General features: G+C 65.2%; 17 protein-coding genes. 8 read left to right on the top strand and 9 right to left on the bottom strand.

Going from position 1 to position 19,259, the window contains the following annotated elements; translation table 11 throughout:
* Positions 1-36: 36 nt before the first annotated feature.
* The 3 genes from VHN57_RS04610 to VHN57_RS04600 all read left to right on the top strand — a co-directional run bounded on the left by VHN57_RS04610 (position 37) and on the right by VHN57_RS04600 (position 6,712).
* On the top strand, positions 37-966 hold the full coding sequence (locus VHN57_RS04610) for a FecR family protein (protein ID WP_423285977.1): 930 nt from the start codon (positions 37-39) through the stop codon (positions 964-966).
* Entirely contained in the window at positions 950-3,394 is a 2,445-nt protein-coding gene (locus tag VHN57_RS04605) for a TonB-dependent receptor (RefSeq protein WP_278987074.1), read from the top strand. Before VHN57_RS04610 ends, VHN57_RS04605 begins: the two co-directional genes overlap by 17 nt.
* A 102-nt stretch (positions 3,395-3,496) precedes the next feature.
* On the top strand, positions 3,497-6,712 hold the full coding sequence (locus VHN57_RS04600; RefSeq protein ID WP_278987073.1) for an autotransporter domain-containing protein: 3,216 nt from the start codon (positions 3,497-3,499) through the stop codon (positions 6,710-6,712).
* A 269-nt stretch (positions 6,713-6,981) separates the two neighbouring features.
* On the opposite strand, the gene VHN57_RS04595 is transcribed toward VHN57_RS04600, so the two are convergent.
* The 5 genes from VHN57_RS04595 to gatC all read right to left on the bottom strand — a co-directional run bounded on the left by VHN57_RS04595 (position 6,982) and on the right by gatC (position 11,761).
* Entirely contained in the window at positions 6,982-7,749 is a 768-nt protein-coding gene (locus tag VHN57_RS04595) for a hypothetical protein (protein WP_278987072.1), read from the bottom strand.
* Complete coding sequence (locus VHN57_RS04590) at positions 7,746-8,372, bottom strand: hypothetical protein (RefSeq protein WP_423282909.1); 627 nt, start codon at positions 8,370-8,372, stop codon at positions 7,746-7,748. The genes VHN57_RS04595 and VHN57_RS04590 overlap by 4 nt, the downstream gene beginning before the upstream one ends.
* A 110-nt stretch (positions 8,373-8,482) precedes the next feature.
* On the bottom strand, positions 8,483-9,988 hold the full coding sequence (gatB, locus tag VHN57_RS04585) for an Asp-tRNA(Asn)/Glu-tRNA(Gln) amidotransferase subunit GatB (RefSeq protein WP_010337156.1): 1,506 nt from the start codon (positions 9,986-9,988) through the stop codon (positions 8,483-8,485).
* Position 9,989: 1 nt separating this feature from the next.
* Positions 9,990-11,474 carry an Asp-tRNA(Asn)/Glu-tRNA(Gln) amidotransferase subunit GatA gene (gene gatA / locus VHN57_RS04580; RefSeq protein ID WP_125998607.1) on the bottom strand — a complete coding sequence of 495 codons (1,485 nt, stop codon included), beginning with the start codon at positions 11,472-11,474 and terminating at the stop codon, positions 9,990-9,992.
* Positions 11,474-11,761 carry an Asp-tRNA(Asn)/Glu-tRNA(Gln) amidotransferase subunit GatC gene (gene gatC, locus VHN57_RS04575; protein ID WP_004211845.1) on the bottom strand — a complete coding sequence of 96 codons (288 nt, stop codon included), beginning with the start codon at positions 11,759-11,761 and terminating at the stop codon, positions 11,474-11,476. The genes gatA and gatC overlap by 1 nt, the downstream gene beginning before the upstream one ends.
* Positions 11,762-11,917: 156 nt before the next feature.
* On the opposite strand from gatC, the gene VHN57_RS04570 reads away from it, so the two are divergent.
* From VHN57_RS04570 to VHN57_RS04560, 3 genes are all read left to right on the top strand, one after another.
* Entirely contained in the window at positions 11,918-13,042 is a 1,125-nt protein-coding gene (locus VHN57_RS04570) for a DUF3089 domain-containing protein (RefSeq protein WP_423282906.1), read from the top strand.
* A 132-nt stretch (positions 13,043-13,174) separates the two neighbouring features.
* Positions 13,175-13,648: a Holliday junction resolvase RuvX gene (gene ruvX, locus VHN57_RS04565; RefSeq protein WP_004211843.1), complete on the top strand. Its 474-nt coding sequence runs from the start codon at positions 13,175-13,177 to the stop codon at positions 13,646-13,648.
* A gap of 299 nt (positions 13,649-13,947) precedes the next feature.
* A complete protein-coding gene (locus tag VHN57_RS04560; protein ID WP_004211842.1) occupies positions 13,948-14,112 on the top strand; it encodes a hypothetical protein in 165 nt (54 codons plus the stop codon).
* Here the strand turns inward: VHN57_RS04560 and VHN57_RS04555 are convergent.
* Positions 14,094-14,501, bottom strand: a complete 408-nt coding sequence (locus tag VHN57_RS04555) for a MerR family transcriptional regulator (protein ID WP_169861402.1) — start codon at positions 14,499-14,501, stop codon at positions 14,094-14,096. The two genes, VHN57_RS04560 and VHN57_RS04555, sit on opposite strands and share 19 nt — an antisense overlap.
* A gap of 78 nt (positions 14,502-14,579) precedes the next feature.
* Here VHN57_RS04555 and VHN57_RS04550 point away from each other — a divergent pair, with 78 nt between their 5' ends.
* A complete protein-coding gene (locus VHN57_RS04550) occupies positions 14,580-15,329 on the top strand; it encodes a MauE/DoxX family redox-associated membrane protein (protein ID WP_278985698.1) in 750 nt (249 codons plus the stop codon).
* 52 nt (positions 15,330-15,381) lie between these two features.
* Here the strand turns inward: VHN57_RS04550 and VHN57_RS04545 are convergent, their stop codons facing one another.
* The 3 genes from VHN57_RS04545 to serB all read right to left on the bottom strand — a co-directional run bounded on the left by VHN57_RS04545 (position 15,382) and on the right by serB (position 18,240).
* Entirely contained in the window at positions 15,382-16,875 is a 1,494-nt protein-coding gene (locus VHN57_RS04545; RefSeq protein WP_278985699.1) for a L,D-transpeptidase family protein, read from the bottom strand.
* Positions 16,876-16,943: 68 nt separating this feature from the next.
* The gene (locus tag VHN57_RS04540) at positions 16,944-17,201 is read right to left on the bottom strand and encodes a hypothetical protein (protein WP_010337163.1); all 258 of its coding nucleotides are present in this window, start codon (positions 17,199-17,201) and stop codon (positions 16,944-16,946) included.
* A 160-nt stretch (positions 17,202-17,361) separates the two neighbouring features.
* Positions 17,362-18,240 carry a phosphoserine phosphatase SerB gene (serB, locus tag VHN57_RS04535; RefSeq protein WP_278985700.1) on the bottom strand — a complete coding sequence of 293 codons (879 nt, stop codon included), beginning with the start codon at positions 18,238-18,240 and terminating at the stop codon, positions 17,362-17,364.
* On the opposite strand from serB, the gene miaA reads away from it, so the two are divergent.
* Positions 18,239-19,183 carry a tRNA (adenosine(37)-N6)-dimethylallyltransferase MiaA gene (gene miaA / locus VHN57_RS04530; protein ID WP_278985701.1) on the top strand — a complete coding sequence of 315 codons (945 nt, stop codon included), beginning with the start codon at positions 18,239-18,241 and terminating at the stop codon, positions 19,181-19,183. The genes serB and miaA overlap by 2 nt on opposite strands.
* Positions 19,184-19,259 lie beyond the last annotated feature (76 nt).

Below are 19,259 nucleotides of genomic sequence, written 5' to 3'. Positions count from 1 at the left end.
CTCTTCAAGGGGCAAGAAATGAACAGGGCACAGGCCATGATGAACGAGGAGGCGCTCGGGTGGGTGATCCGCACGCGCGATCCCGAATTTGACGACTGGGACGCCTTCACCATCTGGCTGGAGGGCGATCCCGCCCGAGCGACCGCCTATGATGCGCTGATGGCGGCCGACGCAGATCTGGCGGACATGGTTCCGGCAGAATCCGTCGTCATGCCTGTTGCCGCCAATGATGCCGGCGAACGTCACCGCCGCCCGCTGCGCTGGATCGGCGGCGGCGCGATCGCTGCCGCGCTGGTGGCTGCCGTCTCGGTCGGCCTGCTCAACCGCAGCGACATCTACAGCATCACCACCCGCCCCGGCGAAACCCGCAGCATCGCGCTGGACGATGGCACCAGGATCGAACTGAACGGCGGCACCACCCTGCGCCTCGACCGCAAGAATGCGCGCTTCGCCGCGCTCGACGCGGGCGAAGCCGCCTTCACCGTGCGCCATGATGCCGCCGATCCGTTCCGCGTGACCGTGGGCGACGCCGTGTTCGAGGATGCCGGCACCGTCTTCAACATCGTCCATAGCGGCAACGCCACCCGCATCGGCGTGTCCGAGGGCAAGGTCATCTACAATCCGCAGGCCGAAGCCATCTCGCTGCCCGCCGGCCGCGCACTCAGCGACGGCGCCGAAGGGCTGCGCGTGATGGACGTCGCGCCCCAGGCCGTCGCCAGCTGGCGCCAGGGCCAGCTCATCTATGCCAATGCGCCGGTCGGCGACGTGACCCAGGATATCGCCCGTTCGCTGGGCGTGACGCTGGCCGCGACACCCGGCGCGCAGGCCATGCGCTTTACCGGCACGATCCGGCTTGAACGGGATCCGTCCCGCTTCTTCGCCGCTGCCGCGCCCCTGATGGGGCTGTCCGCCATCCGACAGGGGAATGGATGGCTGCTGAAGGAAGGGGATGGGTCGCAAAACTGACGTCCTTTTCGTCACCGCCTTCGCCATAGCGGCCGCATCGCCTGCGCGAGCGGCGGACAGACAGTCGATCGACCTCGCTCCGGGACGCCTGGGCGAGGCGGTGGTGGCGCTCGGCCGTCAAACCGGCGCCAGCATCGGCATGTCGGACCAGTCACTGGCCGGCATCGCGACCCCCGCGATCAGGGGCCGGATGTCGACCGCAAGCGCCCTTTCCCAGCTGCTGCGCGGCAGCGGCGCCAAAGCCAGACAGATCGACGCCAGCACCTGGCGCATCGTCCGCGCGCGCAAGGCCGCGCCGCCCCCATCGCCGACGCCAGCCGCAGCCGTGCAACTCGCGCCGGTTGCGCAGGAACCGCCGGCCGACATCATCGTCACTGCGTCCAAGCGCGACATTCCCCTGCCCCGCTATGCCGGCATGGTCGAAACCGTGACCGGCGGCCTGTTCGAGACCGCCGACGCAGCACAGGGCACGGCCGCGCTGCTCTCGCGCGTAGCAAGTCTGAGTTCCACCCATGCCGGTGCCGGTCGCAACAAGCTGTTCATCCGCGCCATCGCCGATTCCGGCGTCGCCGGGCCGACCCAGGCGACGACCGGCCAATATCTGGGCGACATGCGCCTCAACTATGCCGCGCCCGATCCCGACCTGCGCCTCTATGACGTCGGCGGGGTCGAGGTGCTGGAAGGGCCACAGGGCACGCTCTATGGCGCCGGATCGCTCGGCGGCATCATCCGCATCATCCCCAACGCTCCCAATCTCGCGCAGTTTGGCGGCCAGATCTCGACCGGCGTGTCGGCGACCCAGCATGGCGATCCGGGCGGCGACCTGTCGGCCATCCTCAACCTGCCGATCGTGCCCGAGAAGGTGGCGCTGCGGGTCGTCGGCTATGGCGTGCAGGAAGGCGGCTATATCGACGATGTTTTGCGCGACAAGGATGACGTCAATCGCACCCGCACCTATGGCGGCCGCGCCACGCTGCGGATCGCACCGGCGGACGACTGGACGATCGATCTCAGCACCGCCTACCAGCATATCGAGGGTGACGACGCCCAATATGCCAGCCGCGAGGTCGGCCGGCTGGAACGCGCCTCCAGCGTCGCCCAGCCCTATCATTCCGACTATATCCTGGCCAATGCGCGGATCGAGCATCAGTGGGACGATCTGCGCCTCGTCTCATCGACCGGCTATGTCCGCAACGTCCTGGCCGAAAGCTATGACGCGACCCAGCCGGGCGGCGCGCCGGCCCTGTTCCGCCAGCGCAACAAGGTCGAACTTTTCTCGACCGAGAACCGGCTCGTGCGCGACCTCGACAATGGCCTGGGCTGGCTGCTGGGCGTTTCCTATCTGGAAAGCACCTCGACCATCCAGCGGTCGCTGACCGGCTATGGCCCGCTGAGCGCACCGGCGATCGAGATTTTGCCGGGCGTCCCGGTCTATGGTCGCGGACGTCCTGCCACGGCCACCGGCGTGCGCAACCGGATCAAGGAAGCGACCCTGTTCGGCGAAGCCTCGTTCGAGCCGCTCCAGGGGCTGGTCGCCACCATGGGCGGACGCCTCACCAACAGCCGCCTCAGCGGCGAGGCGATCGATCCGGTAGCAATGCTCTCGGCCGTCGCTGATCTAGCCCGCGTCGAGGCGCAGGCCGATCGCTCCGAAACCATCTTCCTCCCCTCCTTCTCGCTGCTCAGCGATGCGGTGAAGGGGCTGACGCTTTATGCCCGGTTCGAACAGGGCTTCCGGCCCGGCGGCCTGGCGGTCGACGATCAGCGCGCGCGCAGCTTCCGCAATGATCGCATCTCGACCATGGAACTGGGCTTCCGTAAGGGCGTGCCGGGCCGCGACACGGTCGCGCTCAGCGGCAATGTCGCCTATACCGACTGGCGCGACATCCAGGCCGACGTCACCGACCGCATCGGCTTGCCGACCACCGCCAATATCGGCGATGGACGCATCTATACGGTGGAAGGCCGGATCGTGATCCGCCCGATCCCGCCGCTGACGCTGGATGGCTCGATCATCTACAATGACAGCCGCCTGACCCAGCCGACCCAGTTCGTGCGCGCTCTTTCCTATGAAGGGCGCTCGCTGACCCTGCCCAACGTCGCCAATCTGGGTGGCCGCGTCGCCGCCGACTATCGCGCGCCGCTGGGCGACGATATGCGCCTGCACCTTTCGGCCTCGGCCCGCTATGTCGGCAAGTCGCGCCTGGGCGTCGGACCGATATTGGGCCGGGAACAGGGCGATTATGTCGATACGGCCCTGTCCGCCGCCGTCACCCGCGGCCCGGTCGAACTCTCGCTTTCGCTCACCAACCTGTTCGACAGCGACGGCAATCGTTTCTCGCTCGGCACGCCGTTCGACCTGAGCACCGACTATTATACGCCGCTGCGCCCCCGCACCGTGCGCATCGGCCTGGATTTCGCCTTCTAAAATCACGCCGGACGGCATTTTTCCTGACGGAACCGGCCCGGCGGCGACGTCCCTCCCGCATGTACGTGCCCATCAAACGGCGCGGCATTCAGAGGAGATATCATGCGACATTTGCTGGCCTGCACGGCCATCGCCCCGGTTCTGGTTGCGATGACCGCAACCCATGCCGCGGCGGAAACCACGATCGGTTCATCCACCACCACCGCCGTCAAGACCTCCACCGTCGCCTCCGGCGCGGCCGATGCGATCACGGTCAGCTCGGCTGGCAGCATCACGCTGACCAGCGGCACCGCGATCACGATGGACAGCAACAACAATGTCAGCAACGCGGGTTCGCTGACCATCAACGATGCCGACAATGCGACCGGCATTCTGGTCAAGGCCGGCACCACCGGCAACATCACCAACAGCGGCACGATCACGCTGACGGAAGATTATACCGCGACCGACACGGACAGTGACGGCGACATTGACGGCACGTTCGCCAAAGGGACGAACCGCAATGGCATTCTGGTCGAATCCGGCGCGGCCCACACCGGCAATATCGACACCACCGGCACGATCTCGATCGAAGGCAACAACAGCGCCGGCATCCGCGTCAACTCGACGCTGATCGGTAATCTGTCGACCTATGGCACCATCTCCGTCGTCGGCGACAACAGCTATGGCGTGGTCGCCAACGACATCGACGGCAACGCCACGATCCGCGGTTCGATCAGCACCAAGGGCGCGAACAGCACCGCCGTCGCCCTGCTGGGCGATGTCGATGGAGCAGTGAAGATCCAGGGCACGATCGTCAGCACCGGCTATCGCTCCACTACCCGCCCGAGCGACGTCACCAAGCTCGATGCCGACGACCTGCTGCAGGGTGGCCCCGCCCTCGTCATCGCCGGCAATGTCAGCGGCGGCATCGTGTTCGACATCGCGCCGACCGCCAGCGATGATGACGACGAAGATGACACCGACATCGATGATGACGGCCTGCTCGACAGCACCGAAACCACCGCCACGGTCATCAACTATGGCTCGGCGGCTGCGGTGCAGATCGGCTCGGCCAGCGCCGACACCAGCATCGGCGTGGTCCAGGGCGACAGTTCGGGCTATGGCGTGGTCGTGCGCGGCGCGATCGCGGGCTATGGCATCTATGACGGTGTCGATGCCAATGCGATGGTGATCGGCGGCCTGGGCGGCGATGTCGACATTGCCAAGGGCGTCCTGGTCGCCGGATCGATCACCGCCATCTCCTATGACAGCAACGCCACCGCGCTGCGCCTGGGTTCGGGCGCTACCAGCGACGCGATCGAGATTTCGGGCACCGTCGCCGCATCGGGCGCGGCGCTCGCGAACACCACGTCGCGCGGCCTGGTGATCGACGCCGGGGCACAGGTGAATTCGGTCAAGGTCAGCGGCACCGTCGCGGCCGTCGCCGCCGATGATGAAAAGGGCCGCGCGATCGCGATCCTCGATTCCTCGGGCACCGTCTCCAGCCTCAGCAACACCGGCACCATCTCGGCGACCGGCGGCCTCACCAACACCGCCATCGACCTCAGCGCCAACAGCAGCGGCGTGACGCTGACCCAGGCGCTCGCCTCCTCGACCACGACCGCGCCCAGCATCGTCGGCGACGTCAAGCTCGGCTCGGGCGATGACGTCATGACGGTATCGGCCGGCCGGATCGTCGGCGATGTCAGCCTGGGCGCGGGCAATAACAGCCTGTCGCTCTCGGGCAGTTCGACCCTGACCGGCGATCTCAGCTATGCTGGCACCGGCGCCACCCTGACCCTGGCCGATACCGCCAGCGTCACCGGCGCGCTCGACTTTGGCGGCGCCAGCGGCACGATGACGCTGAACGGCACCTCTAGCTATACCGGCGCGATCAGCAACAGCGGCAACATGGCGCTGGTGCTGAACGGCGGCACGCTGGCAGCCAGCAACACCGGTTCGATCGCGCTCGCCTCGCTCAGCGCCTCCTCCGGTTCGGCGCTGGGCATCACCATCAACGGCGCCGACGGCACCAACACCGTCTATGACGTCGCCGGCGCCGCCAGCTTCGCCAGCGGTTCCAAGGTGAAGGTGGCGCTAACCCAGGTCGGCGGATCGGAAGGCGACTATGTCATCGTCCGCGCGGCATCGCTGTCGGGCACCCCGGCGCTCGATAGCGCGACCCTGCTGCCCTATATGTTCAAGGGCAGTGTCAGCAGCGACACGACGACCGGCGACGTGACCCTGTCGATCGCCGCCAAGACCACGTCGGAACTGGGCCTGACCGGTTCGCTTTCAAGGGCCTATTCGGCGATCTTCAACGCGCTCGACAATGACAGCTCGATGGCATCGGCCTATCTGGACGTGACCGACGGCCAGACGCTGAACGGTGCGCTGCGCCAGATGCTGCCCGAACATTCCGGCAGCACCTTCGAAGCCGTCACCGCCGGCTCGCGGGCGACCGCGCGCATCCTGTCGGATCCCAACGGCATCTACCGCACCAAGGACGGCAAGCTCGGCTTCTGGCTGCAGCAGGTGGCGTTCGGCAGTTCCAAGAGCATCGGCGACACCGCCTCCTACGACATCAATGGCTGGGGCGCAGGCGGCGGCGTCGAATATCTGACCGATCTTGGCGCCTTCGGTGGTTCCTTCGCCTATATCCATGGCCGGGACACCAGCGACAGCTCCAACAGCTCGGCGGATTCCGACCAGTTCGAACTGGCGGCGCACTGGCGCGGCAGCTGGGGTCCGCTCCAGGCCTTCGCGCGCGTGTCGGCGGCGCATATCGACTTTGACGGCACCCGCAACTTCGCGCTCGACGATGTCGTGCGCAAGGCGACCGGCGACTGGTCGGGCAAGCTCTATTCGGCCACGGCCGGGGCTTCCTATCAGCTCCAGTTCAACCGCTTCAGCCTGCGTCCGGGCATTGGCATCGACTATTACCGCCTGAAGGAAGGCGGCTATAGCGAAAGCGGCGGTGGCGACGCGTTCAACCTGACCGTCGATGGTCGTACCAGCGACGAAATGACCGCCAACGGCACGATCGCCGCCGGCTATGATTTCGGCAGCCTCAATCGCGAGGATGGCTGGGCACGGTTCGAACTGGAAGGCGGTCGCCGCCAGTTGATCGGCGGGTCGCTCGGCGACACGGTCGCCCATTTCAAGGATGGCGATGACTTCGTCCTGGTCGCCGACAAACGCACCAGCGGCTGGACCGGCCGGGCCCGCCTCTATGGCGGCACCGACACGTTCCGCGTCGGCGGCGAATTCGGTGCGGAAGAACAACAAAATCACGTCGCAATCTCATTCCGGGCGACGGTTAACTTCGTCCTGTGACGTCTGAATAAGGAATTGGCGGGCCACACCCCACAGACCCTCCCGGTCCGCCAGTTGCGCCACGGCATGATGTTCCTCCCCAAGGGACGCCAAGGCAAAAAAGAGGGGCGTCGCATGGGTTTCACCCGAGCGGCGCCCCTTTTTCATGGGGTAGAGCATTTTCGAAGCAGATGGCCTCATCTGCTGGCTCGAAAAATGCGGAAAACAAAAGATAAACAGAGCATGATCCGATCCAGTATGAACGGATCATGCTCTAGACAGTTTGGCGCCTATTCGGCGGGCGTCGCCGCCAGATCGATAATCCGGTCGCGATCATAGGCGAGGACGCCGGCGATCGGCATGATCCGCGTGACCGGGACGCCATGGAAATTCGGCAGCTTGCCCACCGCGCGATAGCGGGCTGGGCGGATCGTCCATTGCGCGAGGCGTGGATCGGTCGCGACCTCCGCAGTCACCGGGGTCAGGGCATTGACGCCGGTCAGCGTGCCCAGGTCCGTCACCTCGCCCGCCTTCGCCTCGAACCGGACGCTGCCCATGCAATAGCAGGCGCCCAGCCCCTGCATGATCGGCCCCATGCCATAGATGCGATAGCTGCCGGGCGTAATCTCCTGCAGATAGACCGAATAGCCATTGCTGCCCTTGGCAAAGCGGCCACCACCGCCCAGCGTGACCGTCGCGGCCTCGCCGAAACTGGGATAGACGAAATTGGCTTCGGTGGGTTCGACCGGACGTTCTATCGTGCCGCCCTTATTGTCGCGCTCATAGACCTTGAGGCGTCCCAGATATTTCTCATGCTCCTCCGCCAGCGCTTCTGTGCGCGCGGCATCGTATCGGGCCTGATCGGCCGCATCGGCGATCCTCATTAGCATCAGGCTGCTGGGATCGTCGGAGCGCAGCAGGACATAGGCCTTGGCCAGATCCTGCGTCACCGCCGGCTGGTTATCGACCGATTTGCTGGTCGCATAGACCTGATCCTTTGCCATCGCGAGGGACGGCATCACCGCAAGCAGCGCCAGCATGGGCAGCATCGACTTCATGGCGCCAGCACCTCCCCGATGGCGGGCGTTCGCGCTGCCACCGCTGCCTGCTGCAACAGTCGCCGTCGCCGTTCGCCGTCCGGCACGGCGGTCAGCCCTTCCTCGAAATTGAAATATTGCCAGACCTTCTTCGACACGCCGTGCCGGTCATAACCCTTGAAAGCCATGCAGGTCCGCATCGTCTTGCGCCGCGCTTCGCGCTTGATGGCTGAACCGACGATGGCCTCGCTCATCAGGCTACCGATCGCACCACCAACAAGCCCGCCAACCCCATAATAATAGGTATAATTGTTCGGCAGGTTCGACCGCAGGCCACGGGCATAGCCATCGCATTCGCTGATATCGGCAAAAGCGGTGCGCACATCGGTATTATCGCGCCGGAAATAATAATATTTCTCGAAATCGGCCGCATCCGACGCACTGAATGGCCCCTTGACCGCCGGCAGGATGATCAGCCGAATATCCTTGTCGCTAAGGTCCACCGGACCAAAGGGCGATGCGCTGTCTTCCAGCACCACGCCGGCCGGCTTTGGCGCTTCAATCCCGTCCTGCGCCCTCGCCGGCATGGCTATCAGGCACCATGCCAGCATGGCGGCCGAGGCCGCCCTTCCCCTTAATGTCATCCATTCCCCCCATCATGCCGACGGCATTGCCCGCCAGCCCGCCTTCCCCAAGGCGGTCCCCCAAAAGAAAAGGGCGATGACCTCAAGCCACCGCCCTTTCTGTTTTCCTGTCAGCCGGCGAGCGCCTTCTTGACCAGTTCGTTGACGACCTGGGGGTTGGCCTTGCCCTGCATCGCCTTCATCGTCTGGCCGACGAAGAAGCCGAACAGCGCTTCCTTGCCGCCGCGATACTGCTCGACCTTGTCGCCATTCTTGGCGAGGACATCGGCCACCGCCGCCTCGATCGCGCCGGTGTCGCTGGTCTGCTTCAGACCCTTTTCCTCGACGATCTTGCCAGGCTTGTCGCCCGTTTCCAGCATGATCTCGAACACCTGCTTGGCGATCGTGCCGCTGATCGTGCCATCGGCCACCAGCGCCAGCAATTCGGCGCCTTCCTCGGGGCTTACCGGGCTTTCTTCAAGGCTCTTACCAATCCGGTTGAGGGCACCATACAGTTCCGACAGCAGCCAGTTGGCCGATGCCTTGGCGACCTCGCCCTCGCTCTTCTTCTGGATGCGCGCGCCCTCCGCCAGCAGCGCCTCGAACCAGCGCGCCGTGTCGGCGTCGGCGGTCAGGGTCGCGGCATTATAGGCGGACAGGCCCAGATCCTGCGCATAGCGGCGCAGCTTCGCGTCCGGCAGTTCCGGCAGCGACTGGCGGCATTCCTCCAGGAAGGCATCGTCCAGTTCCAGCGGCAGCAGGTCGGGATCGGGGAAGTAGCGATAGTCGTGCGCATCTTCCTTCGACCGCATCGAACGGGTCTCGTTGCGATCCGGGTCATAGAGGCGCGTTTCCTGCACGATCTTGCCACCGGCTTCCAGCACGTCGACCTGGCGGTTCGCCTCATGCTCGACCACGGCCATGACGAAACGGACCGAGTTCACATTCTTCGTCTCGGTGCGGGTGCCGAACTCCTCGCCCGGACGACGCACGGAGACGTTGACGTCCGCGCGCATCGAACCCTGGTCCATATTGCCGTCGCACGAACCGACATAGCGAAGAATGGTTCGCAGCTTCGAGAGATAAGCTCCTGCCTCAGCAGGCGAACGCATATCCGGCTTCGACACGATTTCCATCAGCGCCACGCCCGACCGGTTGAGGTCGACATAGGAGCTGGTCGGATGCTGGTCATGCATCAGCTTGCCGGCATCCTGCTCGACATGGATACGCTCGACGCCGATCACCTTGGTGCTGGCTTCGGGGTTCTTCTCGTCGAGGACGATCTCGATCTGCCCCTCGCCCACGATCGGGTGATAGAGCTGGCTGATCTGATAGCCCTGCGGCAGATCCGCATAGAAATAATTCTTGCGGTCGAAACGCGACCATTTGTTGATCTGCGCGTCGATCGCCATGCCGGTGCGCACCGCCTGGCGGATGCACTCGCGGTTGGGCACGGGCAGCATGCCGGGCATGGCCGCATCGATCAGGCTGACCTGCGTATTGGGCTCCGCGCCGAACGCCGTCGCGGCGCCGGAAAAGAGCTTCGCGTTCGACGTCACCTGCGCATGGACTTCCAGGCCGATCACGACCTCCCATTCGCCGGTTGCGCCCTGGATGCGATAGGTTGATTCAGTCATATTACCACCACTTATCAGGGCGTGCGCTGAAGCCAGCGCGTTCTTCAATTGCGAGCGATGCGTTCAGCACGGTCTGTTCGTCCAGCGCCTTGCCGATGACCTGCAGGCCGATCGGAAGACCGGCCGAATCCAGCCCGCCCGGAATCGCCATCGCCGGCAACCCGGCCAGCGAGGCCGGCACGGTGAAGACGTCGTTCAGATACATGGCCAGCGGATCGGCCTGCTTCTCGCCCAGCGCGAAGGAGGCGCTCGGCGCGGTCGGCGTCAGCAGCAGGTCGCACTTTTCGAACGCCAGTTCGAAATCGCGCGCGATCAGCGCCCGCACCTTCTGCGCCTGGGTATAATAGGCGTCGTAGAAGCCGGCCGACAGCACGTAAGTGCCGATCATGATGCGGCGCTTCACTTCCGGGCCGAAGCCGGCGGCGCGGGTCGCGGCATACATGTCCTGCAAACCTGCGCCATCAGGCAGGTCGCGCTGGCCATAACGCACGCCGTCATAGCGGGCGAGATTCGACGAGGCTTCGGCAGGCGCGATGATATAATAGGTCGGCAGTGCATATTGGGTATGCGGCAGCGACACTTCGACCACTTCGGCACCCGCGTCCTTGAGCCATTCGATGCCGCGATCCCACATGGCGGAGATTTCGGCGTTCAGGCCATCGGGGCGATATTCCTTGGGAATACCGACCTTCTTGCCCTTGAGATCGCTCGACAGATTGGCTTCCCACTGGGGCACGGCCAGATCGAGGCTGGTCGAATCCTTGGGATCGAAGCCCGACATGACTTCCAGCAGGATCGCATTGTCGCGCACGGTGCGCGCCATCGGCCCGGCCTGATCCAGCGAGCTGGCGAAGGCGACGATACCGAAGCGCGAGCAGCGGCCATAGGTCGGCTTGATACCCGAAATGCCGGTGAAGGCGGCAGGCTGGCGGATCGAGCCACCAGTGTCGGTGCCGGTCGCCGCCGGGCAGAGCCGCGCGGAGATGGCCGAGGAGGAACCGCCCGACGAACCACCGGGCGCCAGTGCGGCATTATCACCGCCGCCGCGCCGCCAGGGCGAGATCACATTGCCATAATAGCTGGTCTCGTTGGACGAACCCATGGCGAACTGGTCGAGGTTGAGCTTGCCCAGCATGCCGGCGCCGGCCGCCCACAGCTTGCCCGAAACGGTCGATTCATAGGTCGGCACGAAGCCTTCCAGCATGTGGCTCGCGGCGGTCGTCTGCGTGCCTTCGGTGCAGAACAGGTCCTTCATGCCGATCGGCACGCCGGCAAGCTGGCCCAGCGTCTCGCCGGCAGCCTTGGCCTTGTCGGCCGCGTCGGCTGCTGCCAGCGCCTTTTCGGGCGTCTCGACGATGAAGGCGTTCAATGCCTTGGCAGCGGCGACATTGGCGTTGAAGCCTTCAGCCACTTCGCGCGCCGAAAAATCGCCCGCGCGGAAGCCGTCGCGGATTTCCGCGACCGTCAGATCAGTCAAATTGGTCATTATTCGATCACCTTGGGCACCGCGAAGAAGCCATGTTCAGCCTGCGGCGCATTGGCCAGCACCTTGTCACGCACATTGCCGTCAGTGACGACATCGTCGCGCAGGCGTTGATGGTTGGGGATGACGGCCGTCATCGGCTGCACGCCGGTCACGTCCACCTCGCCCAGCTGCTCCACCCAGCCAAGGATATTGTTGAGTTCGGGCACCATGGCTTCCGCTTCCGCATCCGTCACCGAAATGCGCGAAAGGCTGGCGATCTTTTTCACGGTCTGAAGGTCTATCGACATGGGCCAAGCCGCTAGCACCCGCACCAGTCCGCTTCAAGTGTCCTGCTGCACCATCTGCCATCTTGCGTGCCCCCATCTTGCATGACTGCCGCGCATGGGCCAGACAGGCCGCACGAAGGCGGGGCGATCCCCGCACAGGGATGGAGACGAGAGCAAGTGGCCCGCAAATTCCTCTATGTCGTCGCCGGCCTGGTCGTGCTGGTGCTTGCGATGCTGCTTGCCTATCGCATCTGGGGGATGCATATCATGCGGGCGGTCATGGTCCCGCGCGAGGCGTTCCAGCCGCTCCAGCCCCTGCCCGCCAACGCCTATGACGATCCGAAAATGTGGATCGCCCGCCCAGACCTGTCCAAGGACAACCCCGCGCTCTGGACGCCCCAGGGCGCGGCCAGGCTTGCGCCGCCCGCGCAGCAGGCCGCCGTCTTCTTCATCCATCCGACCAGCTATGTGACGCCGCTTGGCAATGCCCATTGGAACGCGCCGCTGGACGACGCGGAAAGCAACGCGACCGCGCGCCGCTTCGTGCTGAGCCAGGCCAGCGCCTTTAGCGCCGCCGGCAATGTCTGGGCGCCGCGTTATCGCCAGGCCAATTATGGCGCCTTCCTCACCACCGGAGCGGAGGGCGACCAGGCGCTCGCCGCCGCCTATCGCGACGTGACCCAGGCCTTCGCCGCCTTCCTCAAGGCCAATCCCACCGGCCCGCTGATCCTCGCCGGCCACAGCCAGGGGTCACGCCACCTGCTGCAACTGGTGCGCGAACAGGTGGCGGGCAAGCCGGTCGCCGACCGGATCGCCGCCATCTATGCCGTGGGCTGGCCGATCTCGGTCGAGGCGGACCTGCCTGCATTGGGCTTCCCCGCCTGTGCCAGGCGGGATCAATCGCACTGCATCGTCAGCTGGCAAAGCTATGCCGAACCGGCCGATCCGTCCGCCGTGGTCGAAAGCTTCGAGCGCAAGCAGGGCCTCAATGGCCAGCCGCGCAAGGGCACGCACATGCTCTGCACCAATCCGATCACCGGCACCTTCAACGGCAATGCGCCTGCCAGCGCCAATATCGGCACGCTCGACGCCCGCGCCGCCGACAAGCCGGCTCATCTGGTGGCCGGCATCGTCCCTGCCCGCTGTGACACCAGCGGCGTGCTGATGATCGGCGAGCCGGTCGACATGGGCCCCTACACGCTGCCCGGCAATAATTATCACGTCTATGATTATAGCCTGTTCTGGGGCAATGTGCGCGACGACGCCCGCCAGCGACTGGCGGCCTTTACCAAGACACACTAGACCTTGATCGCTGCAAGCCGAACCGGCTTGAAGCATGAATCAAGGCCCAGGAACAAAGAAGAGAACCTGATCCACGTTATCGGCGGAAGCGCCGCGCGCTTCCACCTCAAACGATCAGGTTCAGGGGACGTAATGAAACTTGTCACGACTGACCGCGCGGAATTTCGCGCAGCCCTGCCCGAGGGTGGCCGCCTGATCGGCATGGACGTGGGCACGAAGACGATCGGCCTGGCCCTGTGCGACGCGCAATGGTCGATCGCCAGCCCCGCCTACACCGTCAATCGCGGCAAGTTCAGCAAGGACAAGCCGGCGCTCGAAGCCTTCATGGCGCAGCAGCAGGTCAAGGGCATCGTCATCGGCCTGCCGCTCAACCTCGACGGCACCAACAGCCCGCGCAGCCAGGCGAGCCGCGCCTTCGCCCATAATGTCGCGGACATCGGCCTGCCGGTGCTGCTCTGGGACGAGCGCTGGTCGACCCAGGCCGTCACCCGCACCCTGCTGGAGGCCGACGCCAGCCGCGCCCGCCGCGACGAACTGGTCGACAAACTCGCCGCCAGCTACATCCTCCAGGGCGCGATCGACGGCCTCGTCGCCGGACTGGAATAGGCACGCCTGTCCTACAGCGTGCCGCCCGGCTACATTCCCGGCGGCTCTTTCCCATCCTGATCCCCCGCCGCTTTCCGATAGGATCAGCGGAACGTAACATAATGTCAGAATGTGCGGGAAATATGCGAAGTTAAGCGTGCGATTTCCAACAGTCATCCCGCCCAGCGCGCGCTGCCGGAGTTGCATATATCTGAAGTAACAGCGTTAAAGCGCCGTTTACGTGATCGCGCTCACGGATTGATCGGTGCGAAAGCGATATTCCCTGCCCTGCAGTCGAACGGAAAAGGGCGGACGGATCAATGACCGAAGGCAAGAGTCCGGAAGATATCTGGCACATCATCAGCGAACAGCGGCGCATGATGCGCGACCATTTTCGCCGTGATCCCACCAGCTACTCGGTGCGTCGGGAAATGTCGCGCCGGCAGATGGCGCAGAAGCAGGACGATCAGACGCAGGACGTCTGAACGCCGTCCTCGAACGCCGCGATGATCGGGCATGGCCCTTCATCGGAGGCATGGCATTGCCGGGCCAGTCGCGTCAGCGCCGCCCGCGCCGCCTCCAGTTCCGCGATCTTCACATCCAGCGCCGCGATCCGATCGGCCGCCAGCTCGCGCGCCCGCTTGCGATCCTGCCCGGCATCGAGTTGCAGCAGTTCGCCAATCTGTTCCAGCGTGAAGCCCGCCGCCTGCGCCGACCGGATGAAGCGCAGCCGGCGCACATCGCCCTCGCCATAGCGCCGCACGCCGCCCTCCGGCCGATCGGGCGCATCCAGCAGGCCGCGCCGCTGGTAGAAGCGCACCGTCTCCACCCCGACATCGCCCGCACGGGCCAGTGCGGAAATTGTCATGCTCATGCCTTGACTCCGTACCATGGTACAGACCCTATATGAGGGGCATCGCACTCGATACAAGCCTGACACAAGGACGATGCAATGCCCCAAGGACCGGAAAAGGTCGCTCAACTCTACCGTATGGTGATGCCCGGCCATGTCTGTCCCTATGGCCTCAAGGCGCGCTGGCTGCTGCGCCGCCATGGCTATCGGGTCGAGGATCATGCCCTTACCAGCCGGGCCGAGACCGACGCCTTCAAGGCGCAGCATGACGTGAAGACGACGCCCCAGATCTTCATCGATGGCCAGCGTATCGGCGGCCATGACGATCTGCGCCGCTTCCTGGGGCTCAAGGTGCCGGTGCCCGGCGCGACCAGCTATGTGCCGGTGCTGGCCGTCTTCGCCGTCGCCGCGCTGCTGGCGCTGGCGATCAACTGGCTGACCTTGGCGCCGCTCATAGGCTTGCTGACGCTCGAGCGGTTCATCGCCATCGCCATGATGCTGCTTGCCATGCTGAAGCTGCAGGATGTGGAACGGTTCGCGACCATGTTCCTGAACTACGACCTGCTCGCCCGCCGCGTCATTCCCTATGGCCGCATCTATCCCTTCCTGGAACTGGGCGCGGGCGCGCTGATGCTGACCGGCCTCGCCCCCTGGCTGTCGATCCCGGTCGCCCTGTTCATCGGCGGCATCGGCGCCGTGTCGGTGTTCAAGGCAGTCTATATCGAGAAGCGCGAACTGAAATGCGCCTGCGTCGGCGGCAGCAGCAACGTGCCGCTCGGCTTCGTCTCGCTGACCGAGAATGTCATGATGGTCGCCATGGCCCTGTGGATGCTGGCAGGCATCCACTGATCCAACAACGCGGATGGTTGCCGGCATCCATTGAGCCGGTTGGACGGGGAGACTACTCCCCGTCCCGTCCATAGTCGTCGGGCAGGAACTGCACCCCGTCCGCCGTCGGCACCACCGTCAGATAGGTAAGATAGACCGGCACCGGCCGGGGCAGCGGCACATATTGTTCGGGCGCGTCGCTCTCTGCGGCCGGCGCCTTGCCGAAGAACCAGCGGCCCAGACGCTGCGCATCCTCCAGCCGGACGCAGCCATTGCTGAAATGGCGCACCGGCTTGGCGAACAGCGCCCGGTCGGGCGTGTCGTGCAGATAGATGCCCAGATCATTGGGAAACATGAACTTGATCTTCCCCATGGCATTATTGCCGCCGGGCAACTGGCGCACGCGCAATTCGCGCTGCCCCGCTGCCACCGCCTGCCAGTCGATCTCGCTCTGGTTCAGCGTCTGCGCATCGGCGGTCCAGTCGCTCAGCGCTTCATAGCGCATCTTCCTGAGCGTCGCCCCGTCCAGGATCTTGGGCGCGATCTTGCGCTCGACCAGGTCGGGCGGGACATTCCAATAGGGATTGAGTGTCGCATAGCGGATCATGCCCGCCATCATCGGCGTCTGGCTTTCCTTGGCGCCGGCCACGACCTTCATCGATCCGTCCAATTCGCCGCCGCTATAATAATAGAGCCGCGCCGATGCCGCATCGACCTCGACATGCCGCACCCATGGGCCAGGCAGCAGCCGCGCCCGCTCCAGATTGAGCTGCAATATCCGGGCATAATAGCCCGGACCACGATTGAGCGCCTCGATCGTCTGCGCGCCGGCAATGCCGTCCGCATCCAGCCCGTGATCGGCCTGGAACAGCTTGACCTTGGCCGCCAGCGCCTTGTCATAATCGACCCCGTCGGGCAGCCCCAGACGATGGCGCAGGATCGCGATCTCGCCGCTCGATCCGCCCGGCCGCAGCTTGACGTCGGTCGGCACGTTCACCGCCGGCAGGCCACCCCAGCGCGTTGCATAGGCACCGCTTGCCGCGCGCAACTTCATGTAGAGCGGGCTCATCCAGCCCGCCTTCTCGACATAGGTGGCCAGCGACGGCGCCACCGCCGCCGCGCGCAGCACCTCGGCAGCATCGGGCGCCTGCGGTTCCACCTCGGGGTCAAGATAGCGCATCTTCACCGCCTTGGACGGGCGGCGCACATCGGCGACATAAGTGGCCAGCGCCTTCGACAGGGCGACATCGACCCGCGCCAACGCCTTGGGATCGCCTGAGGCATCGGCCTCCTTGATCGCCCGTAACAATCCCCTGGCATCATAGTCGCGCGATCGCAGCCCGTCCTGATCGGCACTGTCGAGCAGCGCCAGCAGCGCTTGCGCCGGTTCGGCGCGGACCTTGCCCTTGTCGCTCCACAGCGGCCAATAGCCGCGCGTGCCATAGAAATCGCGCAGCTTGCCGCTTGCCGCCGACCGGATTTCAGCAGCCACGCTCGACCGCGCCGCCGTGTCGCTGGCGGCCGGCTGCGCAGCCGCCATCCCCGGCGCGGAACCGGCGATCAGCATGGCGAGGATCAGGGAAACAGGATGTCGGGGGGCGCGGCGGAAATGCCGCGCCCGGAAAGGAAGATTGCTCAGCCGCGTTCTCCGGAACGAGGCGGTGCCGGCGGCGGCGGGGGCGGCGGACAGGGCGGCCCCTGGACCGGGTGATAGATGCCATCCGACGTGTAATAGCCGTCGACATAGCCATCGCCGTTGCGGTCTGCGGCCACCGTGCCGGCAATCGCGCCCGGCCCCAGCGGCGGCGCGCTGGTCACCGGCGCGTCATTTTTCGAGCAGGCGCTCAGCGCCAGCAAACTACCGGCGACCAGCGCCATTGTCTGGATTTTCATACCATCTCCCTGTGCGCCACGATCCTGTCGCAACGCCAATTGGACCCACTGCCGGGATGCAGTGCGACGACAACGGTTCAGGGGTGAAATGGAATCCATTACCCTTGTGCAATGACGGCAGGACGTGCCTCAAGCGCGCCCAGCCGTTAAGCATATGGGATCAGTCGCGGACCCAGTCGGCCGAGGCGATACCCTGCGCATAGAGCAGCACCGACAGGTCGCCATGGACGATCTCGGCCGCTGCCGCTTCGCGGGTCTTAGGCTTGGCATGATAGGCAACGCCCAGCCCCGCCCCCTCGATCATCGGAATGTCATTGGCGCCGTCGCCCACCGCCAGCGTCAGCGCGCGGTCGATCCCGCCTTCGATCGCGGCCTCCAACTCGGTGCGCTTGCGCGCGGCATCCACGATCGGCACGGTGACGGTGCCGAGCAGCGCGCCATCGGCAATTTCCAGCACATTGGCGACATGCACATCGAAGCCGATTTCCGCCGCGACCGGCCCGGTGAAGCGGGTGAAGCCGCCAGAAACCAGCAAGGTGCGTGCGCCGCGCGCCTTCATCGTGCGCACCAGTTCGCGCGCACCGCCCATGATCACCACCCGCTCCTCGCGGCACTGGTCGATCGCGCTGTCTGGCAGGCCTTTCAACAGGGCGACGCGGCCATGCAGCGCGCCCTCGAAATCCAGTTCGCCGCGCATCGCCCGTTCGGTGATCTCGGCAATCTGCGGCTTGATCCCGGCATAGTCGGCCAGTTCGTCGATGCACTCGACGGTGATCATGGTCGAATCCATGTCGGCGATCAGCAGCTTCTTCTCGCGGCCCGCCGCCATCTGCACGATCACGTCGACCCGGTCGCCAATATCGGTCAGCGCCGCGCGGGCAGTGACGGGATCGCTGCCGAAGAAAATATCGGCCGCCTTGCCCTCGTCCAGCCAGACGCTATCGACCGGGGCGCAGCCGGCAGTGGCCAGTCGTCCGGCCGCTTCGGCAATATCCGCCTGTTTCAGGGTCTCAACTGCCACTAAGGTCGCGACGAACATGAACACTCCCGCACATATGCCGGGCGAATCCCGCCCACCGGTCGCGCTTATTGCCGGGCCAACCGCCAGCGGCAAGAGCGCGCTCGCCGTCCGCCTGGCCCAGATCGCCGACGGCATCGTCATCAATGCCGATGCCAGCCAGGTCTATGCCGACCTCGCCATCCTGTCCGCCCGCCCGTCGCAAGAAGAAATGGGCGGCGTGCCCCATCGCCTGTTCGGCCATATTGACGGGGCCGAAGCCTGCTCCGCCGCGCGCTGGGCCGCCGAGGCCAGGGCGGAGATCGACGCCGCCCATGAAGCCGGCAAGCTGCCAGTGCTGGTTGGCGGCACCGGCCTGTATATACGGACCTTGCTCGACGGCATCGCGCCAGTGCCGGAGATAGACGCGGATATCCGCGCCGCCGTGCGCGCCATGCCGGTGGCGCAGGCGCATGAAGCATTGCGCAGCGAAGACCCGGAGGCCGCTGCCCGCCTCGCCCCGGCCGACACCACCCGCGTCGCCCGCGCGCTGGAAGTAGTGCGATCGACCGGCAAGCCGCTGAAGCTATGGCAGCAGCACAAGCAGGGCGGCATCGCCGACCGCATCAGTATTTCACCCATGATCCTGCTGCCGCCGCGCGACTGGCTGATCGAACGCTGCGACCGGCGGTTCGAGCTGATGGTCGATCAGGGCGCCGTCGCCGAAGTGGAGGCGCTGCTGCCCCGCAACCTCAATCCCGACCTGCCGGTGATGCGGGCGATCGGTGTGCCGGAAATCGCCGCCTGGCTCAAAGCTGACATCGATCGTGACACGATGATGGCGCGTGGCCAGCTCGCCACGCGCCAATATGCCAAACGCCAATATACCTGGTTCTCCAACCAGCCGCCGCAGGACTGGCACCGCGAAAAGAGATCTATTGATGCTGAAATTGCCAATGAATTAGCAATTAAATTACAACAATAGGGGTTGACCACGCATTTTATGTCCTCTAGACGCTGGCGCCTTGCCAATGCGGGCGCGACGGCGCAGACCCGCGAGC

This window comes from Sphingobium salicis subsp. salicis (assembly GCF_049472635.1).
Lineage (GTDB): Bacteria > Pseudomonadota > Alphaproteobacteria > Sphingomonadales > Sphingomonadaceae > Sphingobium > Sphingobium yanoikuyae_A.
Note: the sequence above shows the minus strand (reverse complement) of the source record. Positions and strands in the feature narration are given on the sequence as shown.